Source organism: Pseudarthrobacter sp. S6 (genome assembly GCF_050156575.1).
Classification (GTDB): Bacteria; Actinomycetota; Actinomycetes; order Actinomycetales; family Micrococcaceae; genus Arthrobacter.
Genome location: NZ_CP189581.1, coordinates 2314408 through 2328209, shown reverse-complemented (window position 1 = coordinate 2328209; position 13802 = coordinate 2314408). Strand labels below are relative to the sequence as shown.

Below are 13802 nucleotides of genomic sequence, written 5' to 3'. Positions count from 1 at the left end.
GCTTAGGCTGTGAAATCCTGGACCTCCCGCCCTGTCCCTGCGCTGCCCGGCGCCATGCCTGCCATCCGGCTGTTCGACACGGCAAAGGGGAGTGAAGTCACACTCCGGGCCACGGGAGAGCAATCCATGTACGTCTGCGGGATCACTCCCTATGACGCAACCCACATGGGCCATGCGGCCAGCTACGTGGCCTTTGACCTGCTGAACAGGGCCTGGCGTGACGCCGGCCAGCAGGTTTCCTACGTCCAGAACGTCACCGACGTCGACGACCCCCTGCTGGAGCGCGCGACTGCCACCGGTGTGGACTGGCGGGACCTGGCCGCGAGCCAGATTGAACTTTTCCAGACCGACATGGAGGCCCTGAACGTCCTCTCGCCGGACCACTACGTGGGTGCCGTTGAGTCCGTTGAAATGATTGTTCCGGCCATCGAACGGCTGGTTCGCCTTGGGCTGGCCTACCGTGTGCCCGGAACCGCCGGGGAGCCCGACGGCGACGTCTACTACGACGTAGAAGCTGCCGGCAAGCAGACGGTCGCCCTCGACGCCTGGACCCTGGGCTCGATCTCCCACCTTGGCGAAGCCGAAATGCTTGAACTGTTCGCCGAACGCGGCGGCGACCCAGGCAGGGCTGGCAAGCGGCAGGCGCTGGACCCCCTGCTCTGGCGCGTTGCCCGCGACGGCGAGCCCAGCTGGCCCGGCGGCGAGCTGGGCCAGGGCAGGCCTGGCTGGCACATCGAGTGCACCGTCATCGCCCAGCGCTACCTGCCGGCTCCATTCACTGTCCAGGGCGGCGGTTCGGACCTCATCTTCCCCCATCACGAGATGGGTGCCGGTCACGCATATTCCCTCGCCGAAGTGCCGCTGGCCCAGCACTATGCCCACGCGGGCATGGTGGGCCTGGACGGCGAGAAGATGAGCAAATCCAAGGGCAACCTGGTCCTGGTCTCCAAACTTCGGGCCGCAGGAGAAGATCCGGCCGCCATCCGGTTGGCCATCCTGGCCCACCATTACCGTTCAGACTGGTCCTGGACCGCGGACGGCTTTAAGGCAGCGAAGGACCGGCTGGCTGCTTGGCGCCGCGCACTTGCCACCGCGCCGGAAGGATCGGCGTCCGGTCTGATCACCGAGATGCGGTCCGCCCTTGCCGCCGACCTGAACGCACCGGCCGCCCTGGAAGCTATCGACCGCTGGGCCGTCGCGGCGGACTCCGCCTCGGCAGCGGGCAACCAGCATGATCAGGCGCTGGTCAGTGACGCGCTTGACTCCCTGCTCGGGGTCGTACTTTAGGGCTTGTCCCGTCCACGCCGTTTGAGGTAGCGCTCAAACTCGCGCGCGATGGATTCCCCGCTCGCCTCGGGAAGATCGGCAGTATCTTTTGCCTCTTCAAGCTGCCGCACGTAGGCGGCGATCTCCGGGTCCTCAGTAGCCAGCTCATCGACGCCACGTTCCCACGCAGCGGCCTCCTCGGCCAGTTCGTGGGTGTCCAGCGGGACCTGGATCAGCTCCTCGACGCGGTGCAGGAGAGCCAGCTGCGCCTTGGGTGACGGGGCCTGTGCCACGTAATGTGGGACGGCTGCCCACAGGGAAACGGTGGGAAGGCCGGCCAGCAGCGACACTTCGGACAGCACTCCGACGATGCCGACGGGACCCTCATACTGGGACGCTTCAAGGTTGAGGCGCTCCCGCAACACGGCATCGTCCGAGGATGTGCTGACAGGAATCGGCCTGCTGTGCGGAACGTCTGCCAGAAGGGCGCCCACCAAGACCACGTAGTCCACCTTCAGTGCCTCTGCGTGGACCAGCAGCTCGGCCGTGTACGCGCGCCACTTGTAGGACGGCTCGATGCCCTGCACGAAAATGACGTCCACATTCGAATCCGGCGCACTGGCTTTGTAGATTCGCGTCGACGGCCACTTGATCTTGCGTTCCCCCGAGGCGTTCCGGCGGACCGTGGGACGGGTGAACTGAAAATCGTAGTATTCGTCCGCGTCAATGGACGCGATCTTCTTGCCGCCCCAGACCCGGTTCAGGTAGCGCAACGAGTCACTCGCGGCTTCCCCTGCATCGTTCCAGCCTTCAAATGCGGCCAGCATCACAGTAATGCGCTCCCCGTCCGCCACTGGCAGCAGGAACTGCTCCGGTTCAGGTGCGGCACCCGGTTCCGTGGTGTCTCCGTCGAAGCTATTCATCCCATCACCCTACGTCCAAGAACCAGCCGGATGCATCGAATGAAGGGCCAGAAAGTGCGCCAGCGCGCGCGTGCGCCTGACGGAAATGCCAATATTCGCCGAGGGCGTATCCACCGGCTGGCGTTCAGGTGAGCCCCTTAGACTGGCATCATGCGACCCGTACCCCCCGTTTCCCCGCTCCGAGCCGTTCTTTGGGATATGGACGGCACCATTGTGGACACGGAGCGCTACTGGATTGCTGCCGAGCACGCCCTTGTGGAAGCCCACGGCGGCACCTGGTCGCATGAGCAGGCCATGCAGCTCGTGGGACAGTCACTGACGTTTTCAGCCGGAATCCTGCAGGCGGCCGGCGTCCGGCTGGAGCGCCGGGAGATTATCGACACGCTGACCGCAGAGGTCATCAGGAGCGTTCAGCGCGTGGTTCCCTGGCGTCCCGGGGCCAGGGAACTGCTGGATCACCTGCACCGCGCCGGCGTGCGGTGTGCGCTGGTGACCATGTCAGAGGAGCCGTTGGCCCGCGAAATTGTGGAAAGCCTGCCCAAGCCCTACTTCGAATTCCTGGTCACCGGGGACACCGTCACCCAGGGAAAGCCGCATCCGGAAGCATACCTGAAGGCAGTGGAGCTGCTACAGGAGGCGGACCCGGACCTGACCGTGGATCACTGCGTCGCACTCGAGGATTCAGCACCCGGAGTGGCTTCCGCTGTTGCATCCGGCGTCGCCACTGTGGCCATTCCACACATTGTCCCGATCCCTGAAGATCCGAGGCACACCATCTGGGAATCCCTGGCCGGCCGCACCGTTGCTGAGCTGGAGGCTATTGCGGCGGGCAGCCTGGCCGCCACGGCGGCAGGACCGGCCGCACTTGTACCCGGGAGTCCGTCATGAGTACTGCGCCGGCCCCCGCCCGCCGGGAAGGAATCCCGCTCGGCCGGATCGCCGGAATCCCGGTCATTCTGGCGTACTCGTGGTTTGTGATTGCCGCCTTCACCGTCATTGTCTACGGGCCCCTGCTGCTGGAGCAGAATCCGGCACTGGGCGTCTCCGCGTACTACATGGCATTTGCCTACGCCCTACTGCTCCTGATCTCCGTCCTGGTCCACGAACTGGCGCACGCCCTCACGGCCAAGATCTACGGCTGGCCCACGCAGAAGATCGTGTTGAACCTCTGGGGCGGCCACACCCAGTTCGAGAATTTCACGGCAACGCCGGCACGCTCGGTCATCGTGGCCCTGGCAGGCCCGGCGGCCAACCTGGTCCTCGCTGGCGGTGCCTGGGTGGTAATCTCCACCACCAGCATGGGCACCGTGGCCGAGATCCTCACGAACATCTTTATGTGGGCCAACTTCGTCATCGGCATCTTCAATGTCCTGCCCGGACTCCCGCTGGACGGCGGCAGGATCGTGGAATCGGCCGTGTGGAAAGCAACCGGAAGCCAGGCCAAAGGCACCGTCGCTGCCGGCTGGGCCGGACGCGTCATCGTGGTGGCGCTGGGCTTCTGGCTCATTGCCCGGCCGCTGCTGGCCGGTGAGACACCTGATTTCAGCCTCCTGATGATCACCATCCTCGTCGGCGGTTTCCTCTGGATGGGTGCAAGCGCGTCAATCCAGCAGGGCACACTGCGCGGAAGGATGCACCTGGTCAGCGCCGCTGCCCTGGCGGCTCCCGCCGTCGGAATTCCAGCCACCGCCATGGTGGCGGACATCCGCAGGCTGTCACCGGACGGCTCACGGGCCGTGGTGGTCTGCGGGCCGGACGGACGCCCGCAGGGTGTTGTGGACGCCGGTGCCCTCGCCGCGGTTCCTGACGGAGCGGCCGGCTCTACGCCTGCCACGGCAGTGTCCTATGCCCTCGCTGCAGGGGCCTACGTACCGGAGTCGTCCCAGGGGCAGGAGCTGATCCAGTACCTTTCCCAGCTTGAGGGTCACGAATATGCAGTGGTGGATCATCATGGAGCGGTCACCGGCCTCTTGGCGCAGAACATGGTGGTGGCCGCCATCACCGGCAAGGCTGACCGGTCAAATAGGCATCCGCAGGGTCAGAGCCGGTAGAGTTACGTGCCGGCCGTGCATTGCCGCCGCGTGGACGCCCGGAGGCCTGCGCCGAACCGGGCGGACCTATTTTGATGCGTGCCCCACAGTTTTACAGGAGCGAGGAAAATCCATGAGCAGCGAATCTGTCGCCGAAGCCGCAGCACCATCCACCACCGGTGTTGCCGCCAATGGCACCCAGCCGGTGGGAGCTGCCCGGCGCCGCGGACCGTTCCGTGAAGGGGAACGGGTCCAGTTGACCGACGAGCGCGGCCGCATGAACACCATCTCCCTTGAAAGCGGCGGCGCCTTCCACACGCACCGCGGCTTCCTGAACCACGACGAGATCATCGGAAAAGCTGACGGCTCGGTGGTTGTTAACAACGTCGGCCAGCAGTACCAGACGCTGCGCCCGCTCCTCTCGGATTTTGTCCTCTCCATGCCGCGTGGCGCCGCAGTGGTCTACCCGAAGGACGCCGGCCAGATCGTCACCATGGCCGATATTTTCCCCGGCGCAAGGGTTGTTGAAGCCGGCGTTGGCTCGGGCGCGCTGTCCATCTCGCTGCTCCGGGCCGTTGGCGACAACGGCTACCTGCACTCCTTCGAACGTCGTGAGGAATTTGCGGACATTGCCCGGGGGAACGTGGAAACCATCTTTGGCGGCCCGCACCCGGCGTGGAAGATTTCCCTCGGTGACTTCCAGGAGGAAGTAGTCCGCACCGAGGCGCCGGGGTCCGTGGACCGGGTAGTTCTGGACATGCTGGCACCCTGGGAATGCCTCGACGCCGTTGCCACCGTCCTCGCACCCGGCGGCGTCTGGATCAATTACGTGGCCACGGTCACCCAGCTGTCCCGGACCGCCGAGGCCATCAGGGCTGACGGCCGCTTCACCGAACCCGACGCCTGGGAATCCATGGTCCGCGGCTGGCACCTTGAGGGTCTGGCCGTCCGTCCGGACCACCGCATGGTGGCTCACACCGGCTTCCTGCTGGTCACCCGCAGGCTTGCCGACGGCGTCACCGGGATCTCCGTCAAGCGCCGCCCCTCGAAGACCGGGTTCAACGAAGAAGACGTCAACGCCTGGACACCCGGTGCCGTCGGCGAACGCCTGGTCTCTGACAAGAAGCTCCGCCGCGCCGCGAGGGATGCCATCGCCGGCACCAACGTCAAGGACGAACCGGAGATCACGAACTAGTCCACATTTCGGGAGTCTCCAGCAGTACCCGCCAACTTGGGGCTAAGGTCTTAAGAAGACGAGCAGGAAGGGGCTGATGCACAATGGAGACGCCAAATCAGGACTCCGGACGTACACCGGCGGAGCAGTCGGCCGCCAACGAACTGTCGGCTGCGGAACGGCAGGCCAATGTCCTCCGCGACAAACTCAGGCACATTGACCGGCAGCTGGCGGCCGCCACGCAGAACAACGCCAAGCTGGTCAGCATGCTCGAAGCGGCCAAAACCGAGATTCTGCGGCTGAAAAATGCCCTGGACCAGGAGGGCCAGCCCCCGTACAGCTTCGGTACAGTCCTCCAGCTCAATCCCAGACGGCTGCCGTCACCGGGCAGCAGCGGCCAGGCTGCCACCGAGGAATCGGTGGATATTTTCAACGCCGGCCGGAAAATGCGGGTGGGCATCAGCCCCCTGGTCAACATCAACCAGCTGGCGGTGGGCCAGGAAGTCCTGCTCAACGAGGCACTGCTTATTGTTGCCGGCCTCGGCTACGAACGCGCCGGTGAACTCACCACACTGAAGGAAATGCTCGGAACGGACCGCGCGCTGGTGGTGGGGCGGGCGGACGAGGAACGCGTCATCAGGCTCTCCGGAGCCCTACTCACCGAAAAGCTCAGGGTGGGGGACGCGCTGTCCATCGATTCCCGTACTGGCTACGCACTCGAAAAAGTCCCCCGCTCCGAAGTGGAAAACCTGGTCCTCGAAGAAGTCCCCGACATCACCTACGAGGACATCGGTGGCCTTGGTCCGCAGATCGAGCAGATCCGGGATGCCGTGGAACTGCCGTTCCTGCACCCTGACCTTTACCGGGAGCATGGGCTGAAAGCCCCGAAGGGCATTCTGTTGTACGGCCCGCCAGGGTGCGGCAAGACCCTGATCGCGAAGGCTGTAGCCAACTCGCTTGCCGCCCGTGCGGCGGAGCGGTCCGGCAATGTGGACCTGAAAAGCTATTTCCTCAACATCAAGGGTCCGGAGCTTTTGGACAAGTACGTGGGCGAGACGGAGCGCCACATCCGGCTGATCTTCGCGCGGGCCCGTGAGAAGGCCTCTGACGGCAGTCCAGTGGTGGTTTTCTTTGATGAAATGGATTCGCTGTTCCGTACGCGCGGAACCGGGATCTCCTCTGACGTCGAGACCACCATCGTCCCGCAGCTGTTGAGTGAAATCGACGGCGTGGAGCGGCTGGACAACGTCATAGTGATCGGTGCATCCAACCGCGAGGACATGATCGACCCCGCCATCCTCCGTCCCGGCCGGTTGGACGTGAAAGTGAAGATCCAGCGCCCCGATGCAGAGGCCGCGGCGGACATCTTCAACAAGTACATCACCACGGACCTGCCGTTCCACGAGTCCGACCTCGCCGAACACAGTGGCGACGTCCAGGCGACGGTGGACGCTATGGTCCAGCGCACGGTTGAAGCCATGTACTCCACAGAGAAATCCAACGAGTACCTGGAAGTCACCTACGCCAACGGCGATACCGAAATGCTCTACTTCAAGGACTTCAATTCAGGTGCCGTTGTTCAGAACGTCGTGGACCGGGCCAAGAAGTACGCCATCAAGGATCTCCTGACCTTGCACCAGAAGGGTCTTCGGATCGAGCACCTGCTGCGTGCCGTGGTGGACGAGTTCCGCGAGCACGAGGACATGCCCAACACCACGAACCCGGACGACTGGGCAAGGATCTCAGGCAAGAAGGGCGAGCGGATCACCTACATCCGCACCATCGTGCAGGGTAAGGCCGGCCAGGAACCCGGCAAGTCCATTGAAACGATGCCGAACACGGGACAGTACCTGTGACGGCTTCCGCGGAACGCGCCGGCGGGGGAGGGCTCCCGGCCGGTGGGGCCATGCGCGTCATGGGGGCGGAAACGGAATACGGCATCCACGCACCGTCGGCGCCAGGAGCAAACGCCACCATGATGTCCGCCCGTGTTGTTCAGGCTTATGCGCAGGTGACGCGGCAGAGGGCGGCCGGAGGGGCAGAGACCCGATGGGATTACACGGACGAGGAGCCCCTCCACGACGCCCGCGGTTGGACCCTGGAACGGGCCTCGGCCCACCCCAGCCAGCTGACCGACCAGCCGCCGGTCCTCAACGCGGAAGCGGTAGCGCTTGCCTACGGCCGTGAGGAATTGGAACTGGACGGCGACGACGAGTCCGGCAGTCTCCTAATGAACATGGTCCTTGGCAACGGAGCCCGGCTTTACGTGGATCATGCGCATCCGGAGTATTCCAGTGCCGAGGTGACCAACCCGCGCGATGCTGTGATCTGGGATGCGGCCGGGGACCTCGTAGCGCTGGCAGCCGTCCGTCGTCTGGCCGCGGATCCGGAACTGCCCCCAATCAACCTGTACAAAAACAACACGGACAACAAGTCCGTCTCCTACGGCTCCCACGAGAACTACCTCATGCCGCGCTCGGTGCCCTTCGGGGACATTGTGCGGGGGCTGACACCGTTCTTCGTCACACGCCAGATCATGTGCGGCGCGGGGCGGGTGAGTCTGGGGCAGGACAGCTCCACGCCCGGATACCAGATCAGCCAGCGGGCGGATTTCTTCGAGGCCGAAGTCGGCCTGGAAACAACTATCCGGCGTCCCATCATCAACACCCGGGATGAGCCGCACGCCACCGCCGACAAATACCGGCGCCTTCATGTGATCATCGGCGACGCCAACCTCAGCCAATCCTCGAACTACCTCAAGTTCGGCACCACGGCCATGGTTCTTAGCCTGATAGAGGCCGGATTGGCGCCCAAGGTGGAGGTCCACGAGCCCGTCGCGGCCCTGCAGGCTATCAGCCACGATACGTCGCTGACAGCAAAACTCAGGCTGTTGGACGGGCGCCGCGTGACGGCCCTCGACATGCAGTGGATATACCACGAGGCGGCGGCGAAACTGGCTCAGGACACCGGTGTTTCCGATGCCGTGGACGGGGACGGCCATACGCATGAGGTGCTGGAACGCTGGGCTGCCACACTGACCCAGCTCGATTCCGACAGGAACGCGGCGGCCACATCCGTGGAATGGCTGGCCAAACTGTCCCTCCTGGACGGGTACCGGAACCGCGACAACCTTGCCTGGGGCGACGCGAGGCTCGGCCTTGTGGACCTCCAGTGGGCAGACATCAGGCCGGAGAAGGGACTGTACTACCGGTTCCTGGCCAGGAACCGCATGCAGCGGATCGTCGACGACGGGGCCATCGCCGCGGCGATGACCGAACCGCCGTCGGACACGCGGGCTTTCTTCCGCGGACGGTGCATCAGTAGCTTCGGCAAAGACGTGGTGGGGGCCAGCTGGGACTCGGTCATCTTCGATGTGCCGGGCTACGGCCGGCTCCAACGCGTGCCAACCCGGGAACCCCTTCGCGGTACGAAGGACCTCACGGGTGGGCTGTTTGCGCGCCACCGGACGGCAGGTCCCTTCCTCGCCGAACTTTTAGGGCAAAACACCGCTCCGCCTGCGGCGTAAACTGCGCCGTCTGGCGGACAGCGTGGCAATATGGGCGTATCAGCAGATCCACCCGGATCCGAGGATTTTTGGAGGAGAGATCATCATGGCAGGCCAGGAGCAGCAGAAGCCACAATCACACGACAGCCGGGTCGAGGACGAGATCCCCGAGGCGCCTCCGGCGGCCCCGGAAGCCCAGGCGTCGGCTGCCACGCAGGGCGTAGACGACCTCCTTGATGAGATCGACGGCGTGCTGGAGTCCAACGCCGAGGAATTCGTACGCGCCTTCGTCCAAAAGGGCGGCCAGTAACCCGGAACCGGGTGTGTGGCGGAAGCCGCGTCCGGCCGGAATCTGTACCGACGTTGAGGGACCACGTACAAGGAGTGCATCAGTGCAGGAAACAACCGCCAACCAGGTAGCCGGCAACGCGACATCCTCATTCACCGAGCATCTGCAACGCGACCGGCCGGACCTGCTTCCCTACAACCGGGTCATGCCTGTTGCAGCGGGGGCAGCTCCATTGCAGGTGCCCCATGCCACCACGATCGTGGCGATGAGTTACGGCGGCGGCGTCCTGATGGCAGGTGACCGGCGGGCCACCATGGGCAACGTCATAGCCAGCCGGCACATCGAAAAGGTTTTCCCGGCCGACAGGTATTCGGTACTGGGGATCGCCGGCACAGCCGGCATCGCCATTGACCTCACGAGGCTCTTCCAGGTGGAGCTGGAGCACTACGAAAAGATCGAGGGGACACTGCTAAGCCTCGACGGTAAAGCCAACCGGCTCGGTGCCATGATCCGAGGGAACCTGCCGATGGCCCTGCAGGGACTCGCCGTGGTGCCGCTGTTCGCCGGCTTCGACACGACTGCCGGCGTGGGTCGGCTCTTCTCCTACGACGTAACCGGCGGTCGGTACGAGGAACGCGAGCATCACACTGTCGGCTCCGGTTCCGTGTTTGCCCGCGGTGCGCTGAAGAAGCTCTGGCGGCCCAACCTGGCAGAAGCCGAGGCAGTTTTCGTGGCGGTCGAATCCCTTTACGACGCGGCCGACGACGACTCCGCCACAGGCGGGCCGGATCCGGTTCGCCAATTATGGCCGGTGGTGTACACCGTGAACAGGGATGGCGCACGGCGTATCCCCGAATCCGAGCTCGCCGCAGTGGCGGGCAGGATTATCGAAGCCCGGTCCGCCGAGCGGCGGGAGGCCTGAGATGACGCAGCAGTTTTATGTCTCGCCTGAACAACTGATGAAGGACCGTGCGGACTTCGCACGGAAGGGCATCGCCCGCGGCAGGTCCGTGGTGGTCATCAGCTGCCGGGACGGCATCGCCCTGGTCGCCGAAAACCCTTCACCCTCACTTCACAAAATCGGCGAGATTTACGACAAAATCGCCTTTGCCGCCGTTGGCAAGTACAACGAATTCGAAAGCCTGCGCCAGGCCGGGGTGCGCTACGCGGATGTCCGTGGTTACTCCTACGACCGCGAGGATGTCACAGCGCGGGGCCTCGCCAGCGTCTATGCGCAAAGCCTCGGCGCCGTTTTCACCGCCGAACAGAAACCCTTTGAAGTGGAACTCGCGGTCGCCGAAGTTGGCGCCACACCGGAACTGGACCACCTCTACCGGCTCACATTCGACGGGTCCATCGCTGACGAGCACGGCTTCATCGTCATGGGCGGCCAGGCGGAGCGTGTCTCTGCGGTCATCGCCGAGGGCTGGCGACCATCCCTGAGGTTCGCCGGTGCTGTCCGCCTGGCTACCGGCGGCCTGTCCAGCAGCGCCGACCAGGCTGCTGATCAGGGCGAACCGGCAGGAATCCTTCCTGCCAAGGCCGTGGAAGTTGCCGTCCTGGACAGGCAGTCGGAGACCTCCCGGGGCTTCCGCAGGGCCTTCCGGCGGCTCAACGATGCTGATATCACGGCGCTGCTTGCAGAGGAGGACTGAGATGGACAAGAGGATCTTCGGTATCGAGACCGAGTTCGGAATCTCGTATTCGAGCCCCGATTCGAGGCCGTTGGCCCCGGAAGAGGTGGCCCGGTACCTGTTCCGCAAGGTGGTCAGCTGGGGACGGTCATCCAACGTGTTCCTGACCAACGGTTCCCGGCTGTACCTCGACGTCGGCTCACACCCTGAGTACGCCACGGCCGAATGCGACGACCTCGCACAGCTCATCGCGCACGACCGCGCTGGAGAGCTGATCCTGGACGACCTCGTTGACGAGGCACAGGCAAGGCTGGCCGCGGAAGGTTTCAACGGTACGGTCTACCTGTTCAAGAACAACACCGATTCGGCCGGCAACTCCTACGGCAGCCATGAAAATTACCTGATCCCGCGTCGCGGCGAATTCTCCCGTCTCGCGGAAATCTTGATCCCCTTCCTGGTGACCCGCCAGCTGATCGCCGGGGCAGGAAAGATCCTGAAGACTCCGCACGGGGCCACGTATGCGTTTTCCCAACGGGCAGACCACATCTGGGAAGGCGTATCCTCGGCCACCACCCGTTCACGGCCCATCATCAACACCCGAGACGAACCGCACGCCGACGCCGAGTTCTTCCGCCGGCTCCATGTCATTGTGGGCGACTCCAACATGTCCGAAACCACAGCCTTGCTCAAGGTCGGAACCGTGGACCTCATCCTGCGCATGATCGAGGCGGGGGTGATCATGCGCGACATGAGGATGGAAAACCCCATCCGCAGCATCCGAGAGATTTCCCACGACCTCAGTGGAAGGGCACTGGTCCGCCTGGCCAACGGCCGCCAGCTCACAGCGCTGGAGATCCAACAGGAATACCTCACCAAGGTCACGGCCTTTGTCCAGGAACACGGCGCCCACAATCCGCACGTTCCGTTCATCCTCGATCTTTGGCAACGGACCTTGAACGCGATCGAAAGTGGTGACACCAGCACCATTGACACGGAAATCGACTGGGCCATCAAGAAAAAACTGATGGACAACTACCGGCAGCGGCACGGCCTGGGGCTCGATGCACCCAGGATCGCCCAGCTGGATCTTACGTACCATGACATTTCCCGGGGTCGTGGGCTGTACTACATCCTGCAGTCCAGGGGCGCAGTTAGCCGGGTCGTGGACGATACTTTGATCAAAGACGCGGTGGACGTTCCACCTCAATCCACCCGGGCCAAGCTGCGGGGCGATTTCGTCCGGCGCGCCCAGGAACTGGGCAGGGATTACACGGTTGACTGGGTGCACCTGAAACTGAACGACCGCGCACACCAGACCATCCTGTGCAAGGATCCCTTCCGGAGCGTCGATGAGCGGGTGGATGCGCTTCTGGGCTCTATGGGCTGACGTTCAGGTTCACGGGCTATCCTTGATAGGGCCGTTCCTTGGCCTTGAAGCGGTGCCGAGCGCCTGATCCCGGCACCGCGTCCACCCTGCCCCGACGAAAGTTCTCTTACGTGCGCCGACTCCTAGCAATCCTGATCCCCGGCATGCTGCTGCTTACCGCTTGTGGCGGTTCACCCGCAGCACCGGAACCCACCAGCCAGTCTGCCGGTGACACTGCCAAGTTCGACTCCCTGAAACTGACGGACAACGGGGACAAGAAAGCTCCCGGTGTCGAGTTCTCCAAGCCCCTCGAGGTCACCGAACCCACCATCAAAGTGGTCACCGAAGGCGACGGCGACCGGGTCAAAGAGAACCAGATCGCAAACATCTCCATCCTCGCGGTCAGCGGTGCTGACGGATCCACGCTGGAGGACACTTTCCCCGGCGAGCCCGAACCGCTGGAGCTAAACGAGGAACTGAAGACCGGAAGCCCGGTCATCTACAGCGCGTTTGTTGGCTCCAAGGTCGGTTCGAGCCTTGCCTTGGCCATTCCCGGACCGGCCGCAACCGCAGAAGCCGCCGCCGCCCAGCCAACGCAGCTTCTCCTGATCAAGGTGCTCTCCACCAAAGATGTCGCGCCGTCTGTTCCGCCGCTCGCAAAGCCCGAAGGCGAGACTGTCAGCCCGCCGGCCGGCCTGCCCACCGTAAAGGACAACGACCAGGGCGTCCCGGAGATCTCCGTTGACGGAATCGCTGCGCCTGCTGCACTCGTGTCCCAGGACCTGATCAGGGGCGCCGGCGCTGTGGTTAAGGAAACGGACACACTGACCGTCAACTACGTTGGCGTCAACCTCGTTGGCGGCACTAAATTTGATTCAAGCTTTGACCGCGGCGAACCTGCCAGTTTCCCGTTGACCGGCGTGATTCCGGGCTGGACCCAGGGACTGGCCGGAAAGACGGTGGGCTCCCGGGTTCTCCTGGTGGTCCCCAAGGACCTCGCATACGGTGATGCCGGCCAGGGCGAAGCCAAGGGCGACCTTGTCTTCGTTGTGGACATCCTCGGCGTCAAGTAAACATCAACACATCACCCATCCTAATAATCAAAGGAGCAACCATGTCATTTGGTCAGCGCGATTTCGACCGCCAGAAGCCGGAAATTGACTTCCCGCAAGGCGATGTCCCCACCGAACTGGTCATTACCGACCTCATCGACGGTGACGGTGCCGAGGCCAAAAAGGGCGACACCGTTTCCACTCACTACGTCGGTGTGGCCTGGTCCACCGGCGAAGAATTTGACGCTTCCTGGGGCCGCGGCGCCCCGCTGGACTTCCGCGTGGGCGTGGGCCAGGTCATCCAGGGCTGGGACCAGGGCTTGCTGGGCATGAAGGTGGGCGGCCGCCGTCGCCTGGAGATTCCGTCCGAACTGGCATACGGCTCCCGCGGCGCTGGCGGAGCCATTGGCCCCAACGAAGCGCTGATCTTCGTAGTGGACCTCGTGGGCGTCCGCTGACCGAAGCCTTGCAGGGCCGGAAAGCGCGGTAACAATCAGGGTTCTGTTTTCCTGTTGTTGCCGCGCTTTCTGCTTTCCACGAAGGAGTTTAGTATCGTAGCCAGC

General features: G+C 63.9%; 13 protein-coding genes. 12 read left to right on the top strand and 1 reads right to left on the bottom strand.

The window, feature by feature from the left end:
• Nucleotides 1-9 precede the first annotated feature (9 nt).
• Nucleotides 10-1287, top strand: a complete 1278-nt coding sequence (gene mshC / locus ACQCS0_RS11110) for a cysteine--1-D-myo-inosityl 2-amino-2-deoxy-alpha-D-glucopyranoside ligase (protein ID WP_354155719.1) — start codon at nucleotides 10-12, stop codon at nucleotides 1285-1287.
• On the opposite strand, the gene ACQCS0_RS11105 is transcribed toward mshC, so the two are convergent.
• Nucleotides 1284-2189, bottom strand: a complete 906-nt coding sequence (locus ACQCS0_RS11105) for a PAC2 family protein (protein WP_185260548.1) — start codon at nucleotides 2187-2189, stop codon at nucleotides 1284-1286. The genes mshC and ACQCS0_RS11105 overlap by 4 nt on opposite strands.
• Nucleotides 2190-2339: 150 nt before the next feature.
• Between ACQCS0_RS11105 and ACQCS0_RS11100 the strand changes: the two genes are divergently transcribed.
• From ACQCS0_RS11100 to ACQCS0_RS11050, 11 genes are all read left to right on the top strand, one after another.
• Nucleotides 2340-3077 carry an HAD family hydrolase gene (locus ACQCS0_RS11100; RefSeq protein WP_354155718.1) on the top strand — a complete coding sequence of 246 codons (738 nt, stop codon included), beginning with the start codon at nucleotides 2340-2342 and terminating at the stop codon, nucleotides 3075-3077.
• A complete protein-coding gene (locus ACQCS0_RS11095) occupies nucleotides 3074-4240 on the top strand; it encodes a site-2 protease family protein (RefSeq protein WP_354155717.1) in 1167 nt (388 codons plus the stop codon). Before ACQCS0_RS11100 ends, ACQCS0_RS11095 begins: the two co-directional genes overlap by 4 nt.
• Before the next feature lie 112 nt (nucleotides 4241-4352).
• Nucleotides 4353-5414, top strand: a complete 1062-nt coding sequence (locus ACQCS0_RS11090) for a tRNA (adenine-N1)-methyltransferase (protein ID WP_160670965.1) — start codon at nucleotides 4353-4355, stop codon at nucleotides 5412-5414.
• A gap of 83 nt (nucleotides 5415-5497) precedes the next feature.
• On the top strand, nucleotides 5498-7249 hold the full coding sequence (gene arc / locus ACQCS0_RS11085) for a proteasome ATPase (protein WP_282331341.1): 1752 nt from the start codon (nucleotides 5498-5500) through the stop codon (nucleotides 7247-7249).
• Nucleotides 7250-7299: 50 nt separating this feature from the next.
• Nucleotides 7300-8919 carry a depupylase/deamidase Dop gene (gene dop, locus ACQCS0_RS11080; protein WP_354155765.1) on the top strand — a complete coding sequence of 540 codons (1620 nt, stop codon included), beginning with the start codon at nucleotides 7300-7302 and terminating at the stop codon, nucleotides 8917-8919.
• Between the two features lie 85 nt (nucleotides 8920-9004).
• Nucleotides 9005-9208, top strand: a complete 204-nt coding sequence (locus ACQCS0_RS11075; protein WP_354155716.1) for a ubiquitin-like protein Pup — start codon at nucleotides 9005-9007, stop codon at nucleotides 9206-9208.
• Between the two features lie 82 nt (nucleotides 9209-9290).
• Nucleotides 9291-10109 carry a proteasome subunit beta gene (gene prcB / locus ACQCS0_RS11070; RefSeq protein ID WP_354155715.1) on the top strand — a complete coding sequence of 273 codons (819 nt, stop codon included), beginning with the start codon at nucleotides 9291-9293 and terminating at the stop codon, nucleotides 10107-10109.
• A 1-nt stretch (nucleotide 10110) separates the two neighbouring features.
• Nucleotides 10111-10842, top strand: a complete 732-nt coding sequence (gene prcA, locus ACQCS0_RS11065; RefSeq protein ID WP_354155714.1) for a proteasome subunit alpha — start codon at nucleotides 10111-10113, stop codon at nucleotides 10840-10842.
• Between the two features lies 1 nt (nucleotide 10843).
• Nucleotides 10844-12208, top strand: coding sequence for a Pup--protein ligase (gene pafA / locus ACQCS0_RS11060; RefSeq protein ID WP_354155713.1), 1365 nt, complete (start codon nucleotides 10844-10846; stop codon nucleotides 12206-12208).
• A 110-nt stretch (nucleotides 12209-12318) separates the two neighbouring features.
• Nucleotides 12319-13260: an FKBP-type peptidyl-prolyl cis-trans isomerase gene (locus ACQCS0_RS11055; protein WP_354155712.1), complete on the top strand. Its 942-nt coding sequence runs from the start codon at nucleotides 12319-12321 to the stop codon at nucleotides 13258-13260.
• 41 nt (nucleotides 13261-13301) lie between these two features.
• Nucleotides 13302-13697, top strand: a complete 396-nt coding sequence (locus tag ACQCS0_RS11050) for an FKBP-type peptidyl-prolyl cis-trans isomerase (RefSeq protein WP_193342814.1) — start codon at nucleotides 13302-13304, stop codon at nucleotides 13695-13697.
• Nucleotides 13698-13802 lie beyond the last annotated feature (105 nt).

What these genes read in the sequence shown, in the direction of transcription:
- pafA (WP_354155713.1), top strand. Translation starts at nt 10,844, where the DNA reads ATGGACAAGAGGATCTTCGGTATCGAGACCGAGTTCGGAATCTCGTAT.
- dop (WP_354155765.1), top strand. Translation starts at nt 7,300, where the DNA reads ATGCGCGTCATGGGGGCGGAAACGGAATACGGCATCCACGCACCGTCG.
- ACQCS0_RS11100 (WP_354155718.1), top strand. Translation starts at nt 2,340, where the DNA reads ATGCGACCCGTACCCCCCGTTTCCCCGCTCCGAGCCGTTCTTTGGGAT.
- ACQCS0_RS11050 (WP_193342814.1), top strand. Translation starts at nt 13,302, where the DNA reads ATGTCATTTGGTCAGCGCGATTTCGACCGCCAGAAGCCGGAAATTGAC.
- arc (WP_282331341.1), top strand. Translation starts at nt 5,498, where the DNA reads ATGGAGACGCCAAATCAGGACTCCGGACGTACACCGGCGGAGCAGTCG.
- prcA (WP_354155714.1), top strand. Translation starts at nt 10,111, where the DNA reads ATGACGCAGCAGTTTTATGTCTCGCCTGAACAACTGATGAAGGACCGT.
- ACQCS0_RS11090 (WP_160670965.1), top strand. Translation starts at nt 4,353, where the DNA reads ATGAGCAGCGAATCTGTCGCCGAAGCCGCAGCACCATCCACCACCGGT.
- ACQCS0_RS11095 (WP_354155717.1), top strand. Translation starts at nt 3,074, where the DNA reads ATGAGTACTGCGCCGGCCCCCGCCCGCCGGGAAGGAATCCCGCTCGGC.
- ACQCS0_RS11105 (WP_185260548.1), bottom strand. Translation starts at nt 2,189, where the DNA reads ATGAATAGCTTCGACGGAGACACCACGGAACCGGGTGCCGCACCTGAA.
- ACQCS0_RS11075 (WP_354155716.1), top strand. Translation starts at nt 9,005, where the DNA reads ATGGCAGGCCAGGAGCAGCAGAAGCCACAATCACACGACAGCCGGGTC.